Source organism: Streptomyces sp. NBC_00076 (genome assembly GCF_045041235.1).
In the GTDB taxonomy this organism is placed as follows: domain Bacteria; phylum Actinomycetota; class Actinomycetes; order Streptomycetales; family Streptomycetaceae; genus Streptomyces.
Genome location: NZ_CP108242.1, coordinates 3,554,006 through 3,570,940, shown reverse-complemented (window position 1 = coordinate 3,570,940; position 16,935 = coordinate 3,554,006). Strand labels below are relative to the sequence as shown.

The 16,935-nt window shown below is 70.9% G+C and carries 13 protein-coding genes; 6 read left to right on the top strand and 7 right to left on the bottom strand.

Annotation, left to right across the window (positions count from 1 at the left end):
- The first annotated feature begins 174 nt into the window (after positions 1-174).
- From OHA64_RS16265 to OHA64_RS16250, 4 genes are all read left to right on the top strand, one after another.
- Positions 175-1,557 (top strand): glycine--tRNA ligase, encoded by a 1,383-nt coding sequence (locus tag OHA64_RS16265; protein ID WP_405613564.1) that lies wholly within the window; start codon positions 175-177, stop codon positions 1,555-1,557.
- A gap of 116 nt (positions 1,558-1,673) precedes the next feature.
- Entirely contained in the window at positions 1,674-2,282 is a 609-nt protein-coding gene (locus OHA64_RS16260) for a LysE family translocator (RefSeq protein ID WP_405613562.1), read from the top strand.
- Between the two features lie 88 nt (positions 2,283-2,370).
- Positions 2,371-3,375: an aldo/keto reductase gene (locus OHA64_RS16255; protein WP_405613560.1), complete on the top strand. Its 1,005-nt coding sequence runs from the start codon at positions 2,371-2,373 to the stop codon at positions 3,373-3,375.
- Positions 3,376-3,401: 26 nt separating this feature from the next.
- On the top strand, positions 3,402-3,992 hold the full coding sequence (locus OHA64_RS16250) for a TetR/AcrR family transcriptional regulator (protein WP_405613558.1): 591 nt from the start codon (positions 3,402-3,404) through the stop codon (positions 3,990-3,992).
- Here OHA64_RS16250 and OHA64_RS16245 read toward each other — a convergent pair.
- The 3 genes from OHA64_RS16245 to OHA64_RS16235 form a co-directional block, all read right to left on the bottom strand.
- Positions 3,989-5,134, bottom strand: coding sequence for a serine hydrolase domain-containing protein (locus tag OHA64_RS16245; protein WP_405613556.1), 1,146 nt, complete (start codon positions 5,132-5,134; stop codon positions 3,989-3,991). The genes OHA64_RS16250 and OHA64_RS16245 overlap by 4 nt on opposite strands.
- A 102-nt stretch (positions 5,135-5,236) precedes the next feature.
- Positions 5,237-5,443, bottom strand: a complete 207-nt coding sequence (locus tag OHA64_RS16240; protein WP_405613554.1) for a hypothetical protein — start codon at positions 5,441-5,443, stop codon at positions 5,237-5,239.
- A gap of 157 nt (positions 5,444-5,600) precedes the next feature.
- Complete coding sequence (locus OHA64_RS16235; RefSeq protein WP_405613552.1) at positions 5,601-7,049, bottom strand: MFS transporter; 1,449 nt, start codon at positions 7,047-7,049, stop codon at positions 5,601-5,603.
- Positions 7,050-7,151: 102 nt separating this feature from the next.
- On the opposite strand from OHA64_RS16235, the gene OHA64_RS16230 reads away from it, so the two are divergent.
- Positions 7,152-8,135, top strand: a complete 984-nt coding sequence (locus tag OHA64_RS16230; protein WP_405613550.1) for a helix-turn-helix transcriptional regulator — start codon at positions 7,152-7,154, stop codon at positions 8,133-8,135.
- 98 nt (positions 8,136-8,233) lie between these two features.
- Here OHA64_RS16230 and OHA64_RS16225 read toward each other — a convergent pair whose 3' ends face one another.
- Positions 8,234-9,679, bottom strand: a complete 1,446-nt coding sequence (locus OHA64_RS16225; protein ID WP_405613548.1) for an MFS transporter — start codon at positions 9,677-9,679, stop codon at positions 8,234-8,236.
- Positions 9,680-9,849: 170 nt separating this feature from the next.
- Between OHA64_RS16225 and dusB the strand changes: the two genes are divergently transcribed.
- On the top strand, positions 9,850-11,007 hold the full coding sequence (dusB, locus tag OHA64_RS16220; RefSeq protein ID WP_405613546.1) for a tRNA dihydrouridine synthase DusB: 1,158 nt from the start codon (positions 9,850-9,852) through the stop codon (positions 11,005-11,007).
- A 15-nt stretch (positions 11,008-11,022) separates the two neighbouring features.
- Here dusB and OHA64_RS16215 read toward each other — a convergent pair whose 3' ends face one another.
- From OHA64_RS16215 to OHA64_RS16205, 3 genes are all read right to left on the bottom strand, one after another.
- Positions 11,023-13,143 (bottom strand): CDP-alcohol phosphatidyltransferase, encoded by a 2,121-nt coding sequence (locus tag OHA64_RS16215; RefSeq protein WP_405613544.1) that lies wholly within the window; start codon positions 13,141-13,143, stop codon positions 11,023-11,025.
- Positions 13,144-13,294: 151 nt separating this feature from the next.
- On the bottom strand, positions 13,295-15,232 hold the full coding sequence (locus OHA64_RS16210; RefSeq protein WP_405613542.1) for a glycogen debranching N-terminal domain-containing protein: 1,938 nt from the start codon (positions 15,230-15,232) through the stop codon (positions 13,295-13,297).
- A complete protein-coding gene (locus OHA64_RS16205; RefSeq protein WP_405613540.1) occupies positions 15,229-16,827 on the bottom strand; it encodes an MGH1-like glycoside hydrolase domain-containing protein in 1,599 nt (532 codons plus the stop codon). The genes OHA64_RS16210 and OHA64_RS16205 overlap by 4 nt, the downstream gene beginning before the upstream one ends.
- Between the last annotated feature and the right edge of the window lie 108 nt (positions 16,828-16,935).

Below are 16,935 nucleotides of genomic sequence, written 5' to 3'. Positions count from 1 at the left end.
AAGAGGAAGGTGAGAGGGAGGTGAGGGGGCGGGCGAGAGGGGTCGGAGCCCTAACCGATTTGATTGGAGGGGAGCCCTCGCCGGTAACCTGAAGCATTCGCTCTGAAGCAATGCTCCGAAGCACGTTCTGAAGCATCTCGCTTCCTCGCCCGTCGTCGTAATGAAGAGAGCACCGTGGCCGCCGACAAGATCGACACCATCGTCAGCCTGAGCAAGCGCCGTGGCTTCGTATTCCCCTGCAGTGAGATCTACGGCGGACAGCGCGCCGCCTGGGACTACGGGCCGCTGGGTGTCGAGCTCAAGGAGAACCTCAAGCGCCAGTGGTGGCGCTACATGGTGACCTCGCGCGAGGACGTCGTCGGTATCGACTCGTCCGTGATCCTGGCCCCCGAGGTCTGGCAGGCATCCGGTCACGTCGCCACCTTCACGGACCCGCTCACCGAGTGCACCTCCTGTCACAAGCGGTTCCGCGCGGACCACCTGGAAGAGGCCTACGAGGCCAAGCACAACCGCCCGCCGGAGAACGGCCTGGCGGACGTGAACTGCCCCAACTGCGGCAACAAGGGCCAGTTCACCGAGCCCAAGCAGTTCTCGGGTCTGCTCTCCACCCACCTCGGCCCGACCCAGGACAGCGGCTCCGTCGCCTACCTGCGTCCCGAGACCGCGCAGGGCATCTTCACCAACTTCGCCCAGGTGCAGACCACTTCGCGCCGCAAGCCGCCGTTCGGCATCGCGCAGATGGGCAAGTCCTTCCGCAACGAGATCACGCCCGGCAACTTCATCTTCCGCACTCGCGAGTTCGAGCAGATGGAGATGGAGTTCTTCGTCAAGCCGGGCGAGGACGAGACGTGGCAGGAGTACTGGATGGAGCAGCGCTGGAACTGGTACACCGGCCTGGGCCTGCGCGAAGAGAACATGCGGTGGTTCGAGCACCCGAAGGAGAAGCTCTCCCACTACTCCAAGCGCACCGCCGACATCGAGTACCGCTTCCAGTTCGGCGGCAACGAGTGGGGTGAGCTGGAGGGTGTGGCCAACCGCACCGACTACGACCTCGGCGCCCACTCCAAGGCCTCCGGCCAGGACCTGTCGTACTTCGACCAGGACGCCCAGGAGCGCTGGACCCCGTACGTCATCGAGCCGGCGGCCGGTGTCGGGCGCGCGATGCTCGCCTTCCTGCTCGACGCCTACTTCGAGGACGAGGCGCCCAACGCCAAGGGCAAGCTGGAGAAGCGCACGGTGCTGCGCCTCGACCCGCGGCTGTCCCCGGTGAAGGTCGCGGTGCTGCCGCTGTCCCGCAACCCGGAGCTGTCCCCGAAGGCCAAGGGCCTCGCCCAGGCGCTGCGCCAGCACTGGAACATCGACTTCGACGACGCCGGCGCCATCGGCCGCCGCTACCGCCGTCAGGACGAGATCGGCACGCCGTTCTGCGTGACCGTCGACTTCGACACCCTGGACGACAACGCGGTCACCGTCCGCGAGCGTGACTCGATGAAGCAGGAGCGGGTGTCGCTGGACCAGATCGAGGGCTACCTGGCGAGCCGACTGATCGGCTGCTAGGACCGTCGACCTGGCAGCAAGACCGACTGCCAGGACCGTCGACTGCTTGATTGGCCCTTGATACGGGTGCCGTTGTGGACCTGTATCAAGGGCCGACGCATGTCCAGGGTGAACGCATGAGCATCGCGTTCCTGCTGACCACCCTTGTCGTCGTCGTGACGCCCGGTACCGGGCTCGTCTACACCCTGGCCGCCGGGCTCTCCCGTGGCCGCCGCGCGAGTGCCGTCGCGGCCTTCGGCTGCACACTGGCGATCGTGCCGCACGTGCTGGCCACGGTCACCGGCCTCGCGGCCGTGCTGCACGCGAGCGCGACCGCGTTCCAGATCCTGAAGTACGCCGGTGTGGTGTACCTGCTGTACATGGCGTGGGTCATGGTGCGCGACGAGCGGGCGATCGACCTCGACCAGAGTGCCGAGCCGTCCGGCTCCGGCGCGGTGATCGTCCGGGCGGTACTGATCAACGTCCTCAATCCCAAGGTGACGATCTTCTTCCTTGCCTTCCTGCCGCAGTTCGTCAGCCCCGAGGAGCCGTACGCGATGGGGCGGATGCTGATGCTGGGCGGGGTGTTCATGCTGGTGACGTTCGTCGTGTTCCTCGCGTTCGGGCAGCTCGCGGCCTCCGTGCGCAGCCACGTGCTCTCCCGCCCGCGCGTGATGACATGGCTGAGGCGGAGCTTCGCGGGGTCCTTCGTGGTGCTGGGGGCGAAGTTGGCGTACGGCGGCTGAGCCGACAGCTGATGGTCGACCGTTTCGAGTGGCAGCTGACAGCTGACAGATATTGAAATCTGTCAGCTGTCATGTCATGGTGGATGCCATGACGATGAACACGCGCACCCTCGGAAGCACAGGCCCCCAGGTCTCCGCCCTCGGCCTCGGCTGCATGGGCATGTCCGCGATGTACGGCGACTCCGACCGCGCCGAGTCGATCGCCACCATCCACGCCGCCCTGGAAGCGGGCGTGACCCTGCTCGACACCGGCGACTTCTACGGCATGGGCCACAACGAGATGCTGATCGGTGAGGCGCTGCGCACCGCGCCCGCCGTCCGCCGCGAACAGGCCCTGGTCAGTGTGAAGTTCGGCGGGCTGCGCACCCCGGACGGCGGCTGGTCCGGCTACGACGGCCGCCCGGCCGCCGTGAAGAACTTCGCCGCGTACTCGCTCCAGCGCCTCGGCGTCGACCACATCGACGTCTACCGGATCGCCCGACTCGACCCCGCCGTACCGATCGAGGAGACGGTCGGCGCGATCGCCGAGCTCATCGAGAAGGGGTACGTCCGCCATGTCGGGCTGAGCGAGGTCGGCGCCGAGACCATCCGCGGGGCCGCCGCCACCGCCCCGATCTCCGACCTGCAGATCGAGTACTCGCTCATCTCGCGCGGTATCGAGGACGAGATCCTGCCGACCACCCGTGAACTGGGGATCTCCGTCACGGCGTACGGCGTTCTGTCGCGCGGGCTGATCTCCGGGCACTTCACCCGCGACCGGCAGCTCGCCGCCAACGACTTCCGGGCGTACTCGCCCCGCTTCCAGGGCGACAACCTCGAGCACAACCTGAACCTGGTCGACGCGCTGCGGAAGATCGCCGAACAGAAGGGCGTCTCGGTCGCGCAGATCGCCATCGCCTGGGTGCTCTCCCGCGGCGAGGACATCGTGCCGCTGGTCGGCGCCCGCACCCGGGAGCGGCTGGCGGAGTCCGTCGGCGCGCTGGACGTCACGCTGGAGCCGGCCGACCTCGCGGCGATCGAGGAGGCGGTGCCGGCGGACGCCGCCGCCGGCGAGCGCTACCCGGCGGCCCAGATGGCGCACGTCGAGCGGTGATGCCCGCTCCGGGTACGGTCTGACCCATGCCACCGACCACCGAGACCCTGACCGCCGAGCGCATCCTGGAGGCCACCGAGGAGGTGCTGCGCCGGCACGGCCCGGCCAAGGCCACCGTGGTGGACGTGGCCCGTGCGCTCGGCGTCAGCCACGGCAGCGTCTACCGGCACTTCCGGACCAAGGCGGCGCTGCGGGAGGCGGTGACGAAGCGGTGGCTGGACCGGACGACCGAGGTGCTGGCCGGGATCGTCGCCGGGGACGGTGACCCGGAGACGCGGCTGCGGGACTGGCTCGCGGCGCTGTTCGCCGCCAAGCGCCGCAAGGCGGTCGGCGATCCGGAACTGTTCGCGACGTACAAGGCTCTGCTCGACGAGGCCGGTGTCGCGGTCGGCGAGCACATCGGCGAGCTGGTCGGACAGCTGACCGCGATCGTCCGGGAGGGTGTCGGAACCGGCGCTTTCACGAGTGCCGACCCGGCGACCGCCGCCGCCGCCGTCTTCCACGCGACGGACCGCTTCCACAACCCCTACTACGCACGGAAATGGGAACTCCCCGGGATTCAGGGCGAGTTCGAGGCCGTGGTGGAGCTTTTGGTCCGGGGGCTGCGGGCGCCCTAGCCCGCAGCCGTGCAGCGCCAGAAGTCCCGCATCAGGGGCGTGGGGGTCGGGCTCCGCATGCCCACCTGGGTCAGCAGGATGGTGACCGTGCCGGTGGGCGGGACGATGTGGGCCGTGGTCCCGGTGCCGCCGACCCAGCCGTAGCGGCCGGGGACGTTCCACGGGTCGACCGGGGAGACGTCGACCGAGCCGCCGTAGCCCCAGCCCTGGTCCTCCATGAAGAGGGCGCCGATCTCCCGCTGCCGCGCCGTGAGGTGGTTGGTGGTCATGCGGCTCACCGAGGTCGGGGACAGGAGCCGGTGCCCGTTCGCGGTGCCGCAGGCGAGGAGCATCCGGGCGAAGGCCAGCCAGTCGTCGGCCGTGCCGACCAGACCCCCCTGACCGGACGGGAACGCCGGGACCGTGCTCCAGCCGCCGTCCGGAGCGTCCAGGAGCTCGGGAGCGCCGGTCGCGCCGGTCGAGTAGTAGCTCGTGAAGCGGTCCCGCTTCGCCGCCGGCACCTCGAACGCCGTGTCCTTCATACCGAGCGGCTCGAAGATCCGTTCCGCCAGGAACTCCGGGAGCGTACGGCCCGACGCCCGGGCGACCAGGATGCCCTGGAGGTCGGACGAGGTGCCGTAGAGCCAGGCCTCGCCCGGCTGGTGCACCATGGGCACCCGGGCGAGCGCGGCCAGCCAGGTGTCCGGATCCGGGTACGCCTGCGGGGCGCGGCCGTCCTTCTGGACCTCGAACAGCGCCTGGACGGCCGGCAGCGAGAAGTCGGACGGGAAACCCCAGCCGGTGCGCGAGCTGAGCAGGTCCTCGACCGTGATCGGGCGGGCCGCTGGGACCACGTCGTCCGCCGGGGCGTCGGGAGCGCGCACCACGCTCGGCTTCGCCAGCTCCGGCAGCCACTCCTCGACCGGGTCGTCGATCCCGACCAGACCGTCCTCCACCAGCATCAGCACCGCCGCCGCCGTGATCGGCTTGGTGATCGAGGCGATCCGGAAGATCGAGTCCCGGGCCATCGGGGCGCTCCCCTCGACGTCCACGCCACCGACGGCCACCACCTCGACGTCGTCGCCGCGAGCCACCATGCCGACGGCGCCCGGTACCGCTCCGTCGTCCACGTGTCGCCGCAGGGTGTCGTGCAGCTCGCTCATCGCTGGGCCTTCCGGTTCGGGTGATCGTCGTAGGTACGACCCGTCTCGCCGCGAAAAGTCATCGGAGCGGACCCCGGGAAGCGCCGGAGGCGGCCCGGGGGATCAGGTCGCCGCCGGATCCACCGTCGCCTGGTGAGCCTCCGAGAGATGCTCCTCCGCCTTCAGCCAGGGCAGGAACTGCGCCGGCTTGCGCCAGCCGCACGTGTCACATCTGATCGTGCGCTGAACTCCCGCACGCTGCACCCGCACGACGTGCTCGCGCCCGTGCTGGTCCCAGCGGCTCACCTTGCTCGTGTTGCTCTCCAGCATGCTGCCTCCAGAGGCCGGGCCCTGTGACTCGGTTGACGCAGCAAGGAGTGTGCAGCAAGACCAACATCAACGGGGGATCCTTCACCGGGGCTTCGCCAACCCGTGTTCCGAACACCGGCCTCCGGGCCCCGACTTCCACGCACCCGGCCTCCCTTCCTCAGTCGATCGTCCTCGGCAGGCGCAGGCTCAGCAGACCGGTCAGGGCGATCGCCGCCAGCTGCACGAGAAGCGTGATGACCAGGGCGTCGCGCATGCCCAGGCCCGGGACGAGGGAGAGGAACAGCGTGCCGAGGGTGGCGACGCCGAGCGCCAGCGCGGACTGCTGGGCGGTGCTCATCACGCCGCTGCCGACGCCGGCCCGCGCGGGCGGCACCTCGGACAGCACGATCCGGAAGATCACCGGGAGTTGCAGTGCCTGCCCCACGCCCGCGATCGCGCCGCCCGGCAGCAGGGCCACCAGGCCGAGGTCCGGCCAGGAACGCCAGGCGGCCAGCGCGATCAGTCCCACGCCCACCGCCTGGAGCAGGGCACCAGCGGTCACCACCCGGGTGCCGTACCGGGCGATGAGCCGTGGCCCGGCGATCGAGGTGAACAGGAACGTCACCGCCAGGGGGGCCAGTGCCAGACCCGCCCGCACGGGGCTGAGGCCCGCGCCCTGTTGCAGGGCCACCGCGATCACAAACATGAAGCCGCTGAACCCTACGGAGAACGGCAGGATCATCACCAGTCCGCGTCGCAGTGACACCAGCGCGAACAGACTCGGCGGCACCAGCGGCGTACGGCCCAGCCGGTCCGCCCTGCGCTCCACCGCGTAGAAGGCCGCCGCCACGAACGGGAACGCCGCCAGCGACAGCCACGTCCACAGCGGCCAGCCCGCCGCCCGGCCCTCGGTCAGCGGAGCCAGCAACGTGAGGAGAGCGGCGGCCAGCAGGACGGTGCCGGGGACGTCCACCGGCTCCGGACGCTTCGCCCGGGTCTCCGGGACGGAGCGGGCCGCCAGGACCAGGCCGACGAGGACGACCGGCACGTTCACCAGGAACACCGCCCGCCAGCCGCCGCCCGCGCCGAAAAGGAACGACAGCGGCGTCGCGGCCACGAGGACGCCGCCGAGAATCTGGCCGAGCACCATGGACAGGCCCGCCGTGGCTCCGTAAAGACCCATCGCCTTGGCGCGGCGGGGGCCCGCGGTGGCCGCCTGGATGGTGGCGAGCACCTGCGGCAGCATCGCCGCCGACGCCGCGCCCTGCGCGATCCGGGCCGCGACCAGGGTCCATGCGGTGGGCGCGAGCCCACAGGCCAGCGAGGTCAGGCCGAAGGCGGCCATGCCGCCCAGGAAGAAACGCCGCCGCCCGAACAGGTCGCCGAGACGACCCCCGAGGACGAGCAGAACGGCGTACGCGAGGCCGTACCCGGAGACCACGAGCTCGAGGACCGACTCGCCCGCCGAGAGGTCCGCGGCGATCGTGGGCAGGGCGACGTTGACGATGAAGAAGTCGATGAGGGGCAGTGCCGCGGCCAGCAGCACGGTGAACAGTCCGAGTCCGCCGAGCGCGGGTGGTACCACGGAGGATGGGCGGACCTGGTGCGAAGCGATGGTTTCGGTCACGCCCATCAGCTTGCGACCGCTCGCAGACAGGTACCAGAGTCTTCTTATCCTGGTAGAAGAACCACCTGGAAACAGGGTCCGCGGAGGTGCAGGCTGGTGGACATGACGACGACGGCCCAGGATACGGCGCTCCAACTCCCGCCCGGTACGGCCGTGTCGGAGATCCGGCGGCACGAACTCGCCGCCTTCCTGCGCCACCGCCGCGAGCACATCGCCCCCGAGCGGGTCGGCCTGCCCCGTGGCCGCCGACGCCGTACCCCGGGACTGCGCCGCGAGGAGGTCGCCCAGCTCTCCGCGGTCGGCGTCACCTGGTACACATGGCTCGAACAGGCCCGGGACATCCAGGTCTCCGTCCAGGTCCTGGACGCGCTCGCCCGCACCCTGCTGCTCGACCCGAGTGAACGCGCCCACCTCTTCCAGCTCGCCGGAGCCGTGGACCCGACGCCGGCCACCACCTGCTCCACGGTCACCCCGGCGCTGCGGACGGTACTGGAGGAGCTGGAGCCGGTGCCGGCCTGTGTGCAGAACAGCCGGTACGACATCCTCGCCTACAACCGCACCTACGGGCTGCTGCTGTGCGACCTGGACGCGGTGCCGCCCGAGGACCGCAACTGCATGATCCTCTGCTACACGCACGCGGAGTGGCGCTCCTCGATCGTGCACCTGGAGCAGACCCAGCGGCTGATGGCGGCCCGGTTCCGCGCCACGATGGCCGGGCACCTCGCCGAGCCCGCCTGGAAGATGCTGCTGAAGCGGCTGAGCGCGGAGTCCCCGGACTTCCGCGAGGCCTGGGAGCGGCACGAGGTCGGTACGCACCGGGTGCGGCGCAAGGAGTTCCTCAACCGGTACGTCGGCCGTGTCGTCGTCGACCACTCCGACCTGTGGCTGGGGCCGGAGGCAGGTCCCCGCATGGTGACGTACGCGCCCTCGGACGAGGAGTCACGGCGGCGGCTGGAGCGGCTGCACACGATCGCGCTGGAAAGGGAGCTGGAGAGGGGACTGGAAAGGGAAGGGGGACCGGAGGAGGGAGGGGGAGGGGAAGGCAAGCTGGACATGGAGAGCGAGGCCGTTTCGCCTCGCGGCTGACTCCCGGGCTCTGCCCACGCCCCCACGTCCCGAGGCACCTACGCGCCAACCAGCGCAGCCTGAAGCGCTTACGCGCCGACCTAGGCTGCCTGACGCAGCTACGCGCCGACTCCCGCGGCCTGACGCACCTCGTTGGACGACAGTCGTTCAGCCGTGCGTTCGGCGGTCCCGCGAGCCCATCGTCCACTGGTCAGCGCCCCCACCACCAGCACGGCGAACCCGCATCCCGCGATGACCCACCACCCCGGTGCCGCGGCGGACACGAACGTCTCCCGGTACGACGAGGAGCCGACCCTCGCCGCGAGCACCGCCCCGATCACCGCGACCCCCAGCGTCTGCCCCAGCTGCCGGCTCGTGGACGCGACAGCCGCGGCCACCCCGGCCTGGCTGCGCGGCATCCCGGAGACCGCCGTATTGGTGATCGGCGCGTTGACGAAGCCGAAGCCGATTCCGAACAGCACGTACCCGACGAACAGCGTGCCGTTCGACGTCTGGGCCTCGAACGCGGCGAACAGCACGCCGCTCGCCGTCATCGCGACCCCCGCGATCAGCAGCGGCACGCGCGGCCCGAGGGTCCCGAGCAGGCGGCCGGACAGCGGCGCGCACAGGAACGTCGGTACGGCCATGGGCAGCATCCACAGGCCCGCGTGCAGGGCGTCCAGGCCGCGCACGTTCTGCAGGTACAGCGTCGACAGGAACAGGAACCCGCCGAGTGCCGCGAACCCGCAGACCGCGATCACCGTCGCGCCGCTGAACGGAGCCGACCGGAAGAACCGCAGATCGATCAGGGGCTGGTCCCGCCGGGGCTCGTACCAGAGCAGACCCGCGAGCGCGGCCAGCGCGATCGCGGCGAACGGCAGTACCGCGACCAGGTCCGCGGTCGGCGCCTCGATGATCGCGTACGTCAGCGCACCGAACAGCGCGATCACCAGGACCTGCCCGACCGGGTCGGGGCGGCGGGCCTTCGGGGCACGGGACTCGGGGACGTAGCGCAGGGTGAGGAGGAAGGCCGCGACGCCGACCGGCAGGTTGATCCAGAAGATCGAGCGCCAGCCGACCGACTCCACGAGCAGTCCGCCGACCAGTGGCCCGGCGGCCATGGAGATACCGACCACCGCACCCCACGCGCCGATCGCCCGCGCGCGCTCACGCGGGTCGGTGAAGGTGTTGGTGATGATCGACATGGCGACCGGGTTCAGCATCGATCCGCCGACCGCCTGCACCATGCGGAAGGCGATCAGCGCGTCGAGGTTCGGCGCGATGGAACACAGCGCGGAGCCGATCGTGAAGACGACCAGGCCCGCCATGAAGACCCGCTTGCGGCCCAGCCGGTCGGCGGTGGAACCGGACAGCATCAGCAGCGAGGCGAGCACCAGCGTGTACGCGTCGATGGTCCACTGCAGGCCCGCCGTGCTCGCGTGCAGTTCCTTCTGCACGGAGGGCAGGGCGACGTTCAGGACGGTGTTGTCGAGGCTCACGATCAGCAGGCTCATGCAGCAGATCGCGAGCACCAGCATGCGTCGGCGGTGGCTGAGCTCGGGCATGCGCACCAGAGTACGCCGACTTCGATAGTGTGTCTAACTAATGACTTTCGCAGGATCTTCACGTGGCGCGGCGGAGCCGACGCCCGGTCGGGCGGGACTGACAGAGCTGTCGGCCGAGTGGGGGACAATGGGCTCTTGCCCTCTGTCGTACGTCCGTCCCGGAGTCCCTGATGACCCACCCGCTCTCGATCGGTCCCCACGCCGTCGCGCCGCCCGTGGTGCTGGCGCCGATGGCCGGGATCACCAACGCGCCCTTCCGCACCCTGTGCCGGGAGTTCAGTGGCGGCAAGGGCCTGTTCGTGAGCGAGATGATCACGACCCGGGCGCTGGTCGAGCGCAACGAGAAGACCATGCAGCTGATCCACTTCGACGCGACCGAGAAACCGCGCTCGATCCAGCTGTACGGCGTCGACCCGGCGACCGTCGGCAAGGCCGTCCGCATGATCGCGGAGGAGGACCTCGCCGACCACATCGACCTGAACTTCGGCTGCCCGGTCCCGAAGGTGACCAGGAAGGGCGGTGGCTCCGCCCTCCCGTACAAGCGGAACCTGCTGCGGGCGATCCTGCGGGAGGCGGTGAGCGGCGCCGGGGACCTGCCGGTGACGATGAAGATGCGCAAGGGCATCGACGACGACCACATGACCTACCTCGACGCCGGCCGTATCGCCGTCGAGGAGGGGGTCACCTCGATCGCGCTGCACGGCCGCACCGCCGCCCAGCACTACGGCGGCACCGCCGACTGGGACGCCATCGCCCGCCTCAAGGAGCACGTCCCGGAGATTCCCGTGCTCGGCAACGGCGACATCTGGTCGGCCGAGGACGCGCTGCGGATGGTGCGGGAGACCGGCTGTGACGGGGTGGTCGTGGGGCGCGGGTGTCTCGGGCGGCCGTGGCTGTTCGCGGACCTGGTCGCGGCCTTCGAGGGGCGTACGGAGGTCCGTGCCGGAGGCACTGATGGATGCAGTGCGCGGCCCTCTCTCCGCGAGGTCGCCGACATCATGGTCAGGCACGCCACCCTGCTCGGCGAGTGGATCGGCGACGAGGCCCGCGGGGTCATCGACTTCCGCAAGCACGTGGCCTGGTACCTGAAGGGCTTCGCGGTCGGCTCCGAGATGCGCAAGCGCCTCGCGATCACCTCCTCGCTCACCGAACTCCGGTCCGGGCTCGACGAGTTGGACCTCGACCAGGCCTGGCCCGTCGGCGCCGACGGGCCCCGCGGCCGTACGTCCGGCAACAACCGGGTGGTGCTGCCGGACGGCTGGCTGAAGGACCCGTACGACTGCGCGGGCATCGGCGAGGACGCCGAACTGGACACCTCCGGGGGCTGAACCGTTCAGGAGCGCTCAGCCCTCGGAAGGATGGGGCGTCGAGCCGTACGCCGTCAGGAAGCGGTCGCGGAACGAACTCATCTTCCACACCGGGGCGTTCTTGGCGGGCTTCAGGCCCTCCGTCCAGTTCCACCCGGCGATCTTGTCGAGGACCTTCGGGTCCTTCGCGACGATCGAGACGGGCACGTCACGGCTGGCGTGGTTGCCGCTGACCCGGGCGATCGGCTGGTGGTCGCCGAGGAAGACGAGGACGGTGTCGTCGGTGCCGTAGCGCTCCAGCCACTGGGTGAGACTGGTGACCGAGTACTGGATCGACTTGCCGTACTCCTGCTTGGAGCGGGTGGTGTCGGTGATGACGTCCGACGGGTTGGTGCCGGCCTTCTGGATCGGCCCGAACACGGAGCCGTCGCCGAGTTCGTCCCAGCCGACCATCTTCGGGATCGGGGACCAGGGCTGGTGGCTGGAGGTCAGGATGATCTCCGACATCAGCGGCTTGTCGCGCTTCTTGCCGTGCTCCAGGCGCTGGAACGCCTCCAGCGCGTACTGGTCGGGCATCGTCGACCAGCTGAACTTCGGGCCCTTGTAGCCCATCTGGAAGGCGTTGTAGACCTTGTCGAGGCCGTAGAAGCTCTGTTCCGGCCAGCCCTTCTGGATTCCGGGCATCACACCGACCGTGTCCCAGTCGCCGGTCTTCTTGAAGGCCTTGGTGAGGCTGAGATGGTCGCTGGAGGTGACGGTGCGGTAGCGCTGCTGATTGTCGACCCACAGGCCGGACATGGTGGTGGAGTGGCCGAGCCAACTGCTGCCGCCGTACGTCGCCGACGTCAGCCAGCCGCTCTTGGCCTGGAAGCCGGCCTTCGCCAGTGACGCGGTACTGGCGTCGAGCGTCCTGTCGACACCGGGCGCGATGCCCGGGTCCTCGATCGCGCTGCGGCCGTAGCTCTCGATGAAGGTGAAGATCATGTCCTTGCCGCGCAGGTCCGGCACCAGTTGGTCGCCCGGCGTGGCGCCGAAGCGGTCGGCCTTGGCCTCCTTCGCGAACGCGGCCTCGTCCCGCACGGTGTCCCTGACCCGCTTCGCCTGGATCGCCAGGGCTCCGGCGGCCCGGTCGGAGGCGATCGGCATGCCCTCGAACTGGACGCCCAGGGTGGACAAGGTGATCCACACGGTGCCGGCGATCAGGGTGGCCCGGGTGGCGGTCTGGGTGTCGCGCACCAGCAGGTTGCTCAGCCGGACCGTCGCCAGGGCCATCAGGACCAGCACCAGCACGACGAGGACGACGGCGCCGACGGCCGCCCCGATGGCGGTCGCCCGGCCCATCGAGTCCTCGACGTACGACTGGGCGTCGTCCAGCAGACCCCAGTCCAGAACGAGGTTGAAGCTGCGGCCCAGGTACTCGATGAACCCCATGTCGAGGACGTTCACGATCGTCAGCGCACCCAGCACGGTGCCGGAGACCGCGGCCAGGATCACCCGCGGCCGCCGCGGCAGGGCGAGCATCACGGCCGCCACCACGATCGCCTCCGCGGGCAGCCGCGTGAACCGGTTGGGCTGGAGCGCGGCGACCCTGTTCGGCATGAGCAGCCCCGCGAACACCAGACCGGCGGCGAGCACGGTGGCCGACCAGTGGAGGACCAGGGCGGCGGTGGGGTGGCGGTCGCGCCAGGCACGCCAGTGCGCGAGGCGGGATCTGAGGGGGGCGCTCTTGCCTGCGCCGGGTTCGCCGTCCTCGGCGGCGGGCGCGGCTCCGTCGGATCCGGAGTGGTCAGCTCCGGCCTCGGCCGGTGGTGCCTCATTCGGCGGTGCTTCAGCCGGCGGTGCCTCGGCCGGTGGCGCCTCAGCCGGTACGGCCTCATCGCGTAGGGCTTCGGCAGGCACAACCTCGCCTGGTACGGCCTCGATCGATACGGCCTCACCTGGTACGGCGTCGCCAGGCACAACCTCGCCCGATGCGGCCTCGCCTGGTACGGCCTTGCCCGATGCGGCCTCGGCAGGCGCGACGTCGCCCGATGCGGCCTCGTCCGGCGCCGCTTCGAGCGCCGCCTCCGTCGCCTCCTTGCTCGCGGGCGGGACGAAGGCGGAGGGTGTGCCGTCGACCGTGGCCGGCGGTCGGCGAAAGCGCGTGAAGACAGGCACCCGAAGGTCCTTCCGTACGAAGCCCGGCGGAGCGGCTGGTCCGAGGGGGCGCGGACGCACCGCATTTCCGTACGGTTCGCCTCCGTCCGGTGTTCAGCCCTTTTGCCCTGTGCTCGGCAAACACCGGGCAAACCACTCCCCAACCGGGCCGTCAGGCGCCCCCGACCGCCGTGAGCAGCGCCAGCGGTGCCGCCGCCGACCGGGACTCCCGTACACACGCGTGCGGATACGGGACCGGCTCCGCGTGGGTGTCGCGGCCGTAGCCCGCGAGGACCTCGGGGAGCCGGTGGCCGGTCGCCGTCGCCGCGTCGACCAGGGCGTGGGCGACCGAGCGGGCCTCGTCGTGCAGGCCGTAGCGGGCGAGCCCCAGGGCGATCAGCGCGTTGTCGTGCGGCCAGACCGAACCGCGGTGGTAGGAGAGGGGGTGATACGCCGGTTGTCCCGCGGCGAGCGTGCGGACGCCCCAGCCCGAGAAGAAGTCCGGGTCCAGCAACCGCCGGCCGACCTCCTCGCCGTACTCCTTGTCCAGCAGCCCCGACCAGAGCAGATGCCCGGCGTCCGAGGCGAGCGCGGTCACCTGACGGCCCTCCCCGTCCAGCGCGAGCGCGGGAAAGGAACGGTCCGGCATCCAGAAGTCCCGCTGGAAGCGGTCCCGCAGATCGGCGGCCGCCTGTTCCAGCAGCGCCGCGTACGTCTCGTCCTGCCACGCCGTGCGCGCCACCCACGCGGTACGGCGCAGCGCGTCGTACGCGTACCCCTGGGCCCCCGCCGCCATGACCGGGCCGCTCGCGCGGGTGCCGTCGGCCGAGCAGATGGCGCCGGGGGAGTCCTTCCAGTTCTGGTTGGCGAGGCCGCCCTGGTCGGCGCGGTAGACCAGATAGCCGCGCGAGGTCAGCCCGCCGTGGTCCAGCATCCAGCTGATCGCGGCGCGGGCGTGCGGCTCCAGACGGCGGGCGAGGGCCGTGTCCCCGGTGTGCTCGACATACGCGCCGAGCAGGACGAGGAACAGCGGGGTCGCGTCCACCGAGCCGTAGTAACGGCCGTACGGCACCTGCCCGAAGTGCGCCAGTTCCCCGTGCCGGACCTCGTGCACGATCTTGCCGGGCTGGGCGACCGACTCCGGGTGGGTCTCGGTGGCCTGGGTCGCCGCGAGCGCGGGCAGCGTCCTGGCGGCGAGGTGCGGCCGGTAGGGGAGCGCGAACAGGGACGTCAGCAGGGCGTCCCGGCCCAGCAGGGCCAGGTACCAGGGTGCCCCCGCCGCCGGTACCCGCAGTTCCTCGCCGTCCGGGCCGGTCGCCGGCACCTGGAGCGAGGCGAGGTCCGCCAGACCGCGCGCACAGGCCGCGGCCAGCTCCGGCCAGCCCGTCGGGAAGGCGACGCCTTCTACGAACTCACCTTCCAGGGACTGGAGTTGCTCGTTCACGGCGGCCGGGGAGCGCGGCACCCGCCGGGCCCGTTTGTCTCCGTGCGGGCGGGCCATCACGCGCAGCGTCAGCTCCGCCGAACCGTGCGGCCCAAGGTCCAGCGTCCACACCAGGCGGCGGGCTCCGGTGCCGGTCTCCTCGACGCCGTCCGGAGCCGGCTCGGCCGTCACCGTCGTACAGGACCGCCATTCACCGCGCTGGTAGGCGAACTCCACGCCGTCGTCGAGGACCTGGCGGGAACGGGTGGCGCCGATCTTGGTGTACGTGCGGTGGTCGGAGCGCAGTTCGAACTGGTCGGTGAAGTCGGCGTCCGCGGTGACCGCGAGACGGACCGTCGTCGGCGTCGGGCGGTTGCTGGCCACCCGCAGCGACTCGACGAACGCCCCGTCCACGACGGCCTGTTCACGGAAGAGCGTGTACGCGGGCGGCTCCTGGCGACCGCCGCGCGGCACCAGCACACAGCGCGCGGTGTCCCCGTCGGCGACCGGCGACAGTGCCTCGGGCACCGCGCCGTCGACGGTGAGCTGCCAGCGGCTCAGGTGCCTGGCGTCGCGCACGAACAACCCGTCCGGGGAACCGCCGCCCCGGTGGCCGCTGATGTCCCCTCCGTCGCCGACGGCGGCGAACGTCCCGCCGTGCACGAGCAGATGATGCCGGTCCGTCATCCCCGGTCCCCTCCCTTGACTGCCGTGACTGTGGTGACTTGTGCTTCTGCTGTGTCGTCCGTGCTGTCGTTTCTGGTGTCGTCCCGGGTGTCGCTGTGCAACAGGTCGAGCGCGAGCGCGGCGGTCCAGCTGAAGCCGGTCGCCCCGCAGGCCTCGCCCGTGTACGGGTCGACGTACTCCGCGAAGTCGGTGGCCTCGGCGAACTCCAGGGCCGTCGCCCGCAGCGCGTCGGCGCGTGTCTGCTCGCCGTGCGTGCGCAGTCCGCGCTCCACCAGCCAGCTCGTGTTGAACCAGGCCGGTCCGCGCCAGTAGCGGTGCGGGTCGAAGGACTCGCCGAGCAGGTCGTAGCTCGGGACGAGGCGGGTCGTGTCGCCGAGGCCGAAGTGCGGTCCGCTCAGGGTGCGGATCAGCGTCGTCGTGATCTCCCGCGGCAGGCCCGGCAGCAGGAGGGGGATCAGCCCGGAGACGCTGCGCTCGGGGATCAGCACCCCGCCCCGCCGCTCTCCGCCCCGCACGTCCCGGCACAGGAACATCCCGGACGCCGGATCCCACAGCCGCTCGACGAGCGCCTCCGTCAGGCGTTCCGCGCGCGCGTGCCGGGCCGTACCGCTCGCGCCCAGCTCCCGCGCGATCCGGGCGAGCGCGTACTCGGAGGCGATGAGCAGGGCGTTGAAGGCGGGGTCCTCGACCGCGAACTCGCCCCCGTCGACCCCGTGGTTCCGGGGCCCGCCCGCGTCGGCCCCGTGGCCCAGGCTTCCGACCGTGCCGGACCCGTGGTTCGCGCCCGGACCAGCACCACGGTCGCTGCCCGGCCCTGTCCCGTATCCCTCGCCCGGCCCGTCCCGGTAGCCCCGGTCCCGGTAGTCGGCGGCCAGCCGCACATACCGCCCGTAGTCCAGATCCGTCGGCCGGTCCTCCGCCGCCCCGTGGTCGAGGTCGGCGCGCCGGAAGGAGCGGGCCGGGGCGGGGGTGATCCGGCTCAGGGGGGCGTCCCAGCAGGGGCTGTTGTCCATACCCTGTTCCCAGGGGTGCACGACGGACGCGAGGGAGCCCCCGCCCAGGTCCCGCCGGTGCAGCAGATACCGGTGCCAGGCCGCCAGCCGGGGATACATCCGGGCGAGGAAGCCGCGCGCCCGGGACAGTCCCGGGTCGGCGCGGTGCACCAGCCAGGCGGCCAGCGCGTGCACCGGTGGCTGCACGATGCCGGAGGTCTGTACGGTGCGCGGGGCGCCCGCGGCGCGCCCGGCGGTCGAGGAGCGCCAGAAGTCGGGGCTCGGGAAGTACGCGTCGAGCGCTACGGAGGGGTTGAAGACGATGTGCGGCACCCGGCCGTCGCCCCACTGGGCGTCGAGCAGTGTCTCCAGCTCCGTCTGCGCCCGGAGCGGTGACAGATGGCGCAGCCCGATCGCGATGAACGCGGAGTCCCAGGACCACTGGTGCGGGTACAGGGTGGGTGAGGGGACCGTGGACCGGCCCGTCCAGTTGCCCTCCAGCACGCGGGCGGCCCTGACATGCAGCGACTGTCTGGTGGGCGCCGGATCGTATACGGCGGTGTGCTCCGTCGGGCGGGCGATGAGCTGGGCACTGCGATCCACTCGGGGCTCCCCGAAGACGTACGGCCGACCGATCGGTTCGGCTGTGGCTACCGTAGGGTTACGTCTATTTAACACGCAAAACTCAATATGTAATGCAAGGTTGAGAAA

Bases quoted from the DNA above. Each gene is read 5' to 3' on its own strand.
- OHA64_RS16260 (WP_405613562.1), top strand. From the start codon at position 1,674: ATGAGCATCGCGTTCCTGCTGACCACCCTTGTCGTCGTCGTGACGCCC.
- OHA64_RS16255 (WP_405613560.1), top strand. From the start codon at position 2,371: ATGACGATGAACACGCGCACCCTCGGAAGCACAGGCCCCCAGGTCTCC.
- OHA64_RS16250 (WP_405613558.1), top strand. From the start codon at position 3,402: ATGCCACCGACCACCGAGACCCTGACCGCCGAGCGCATCCTGGAGGCC.
- OHA64_RS16245 (WP_405613556.1), bottom strand. From the start codon at position 5,134: ATGAGCGAGCTGCACGACACCCTGCGGCGACACGTGGACGACGGAGCG.
- OHA64_RS16240 (WP_405613554.1), bottom strand. From the start codon at position 5,443: ATGCTGGAGAGCAACACGAGCAAGGTGAGCCGCTGGGACCAGCACGGG.
- OHA64_RS16230 (WP_405613550.1), top strand. From the start codon at position 7,152: ATGACGACGACGGCCCAGGATACGGCGCTCCAACTCCCGCCCGGTACG.
- OHA64_RS16225 (WP_405613548.1), bottom strand. From the start codon at position 9,679: ATGCCCGAGCTCAGCCACCGCCGACGCATGCTGGTGCTCGCGATCTGC.
- dusB (WP_405613546.1), top strand. From the start codon at position 9,850: ATGACCCACCCGCTCTCGATCGGTCCCCACGCCGTCGCGCCGCCCGTG.
- OHA64_RS16210 (WP_405613542.1), bottom strand. From the start codon at position 15,232: ATGACGGACCGGCATCATCTGCTCGTGCACGGCGGGACGTTCGCCGCC.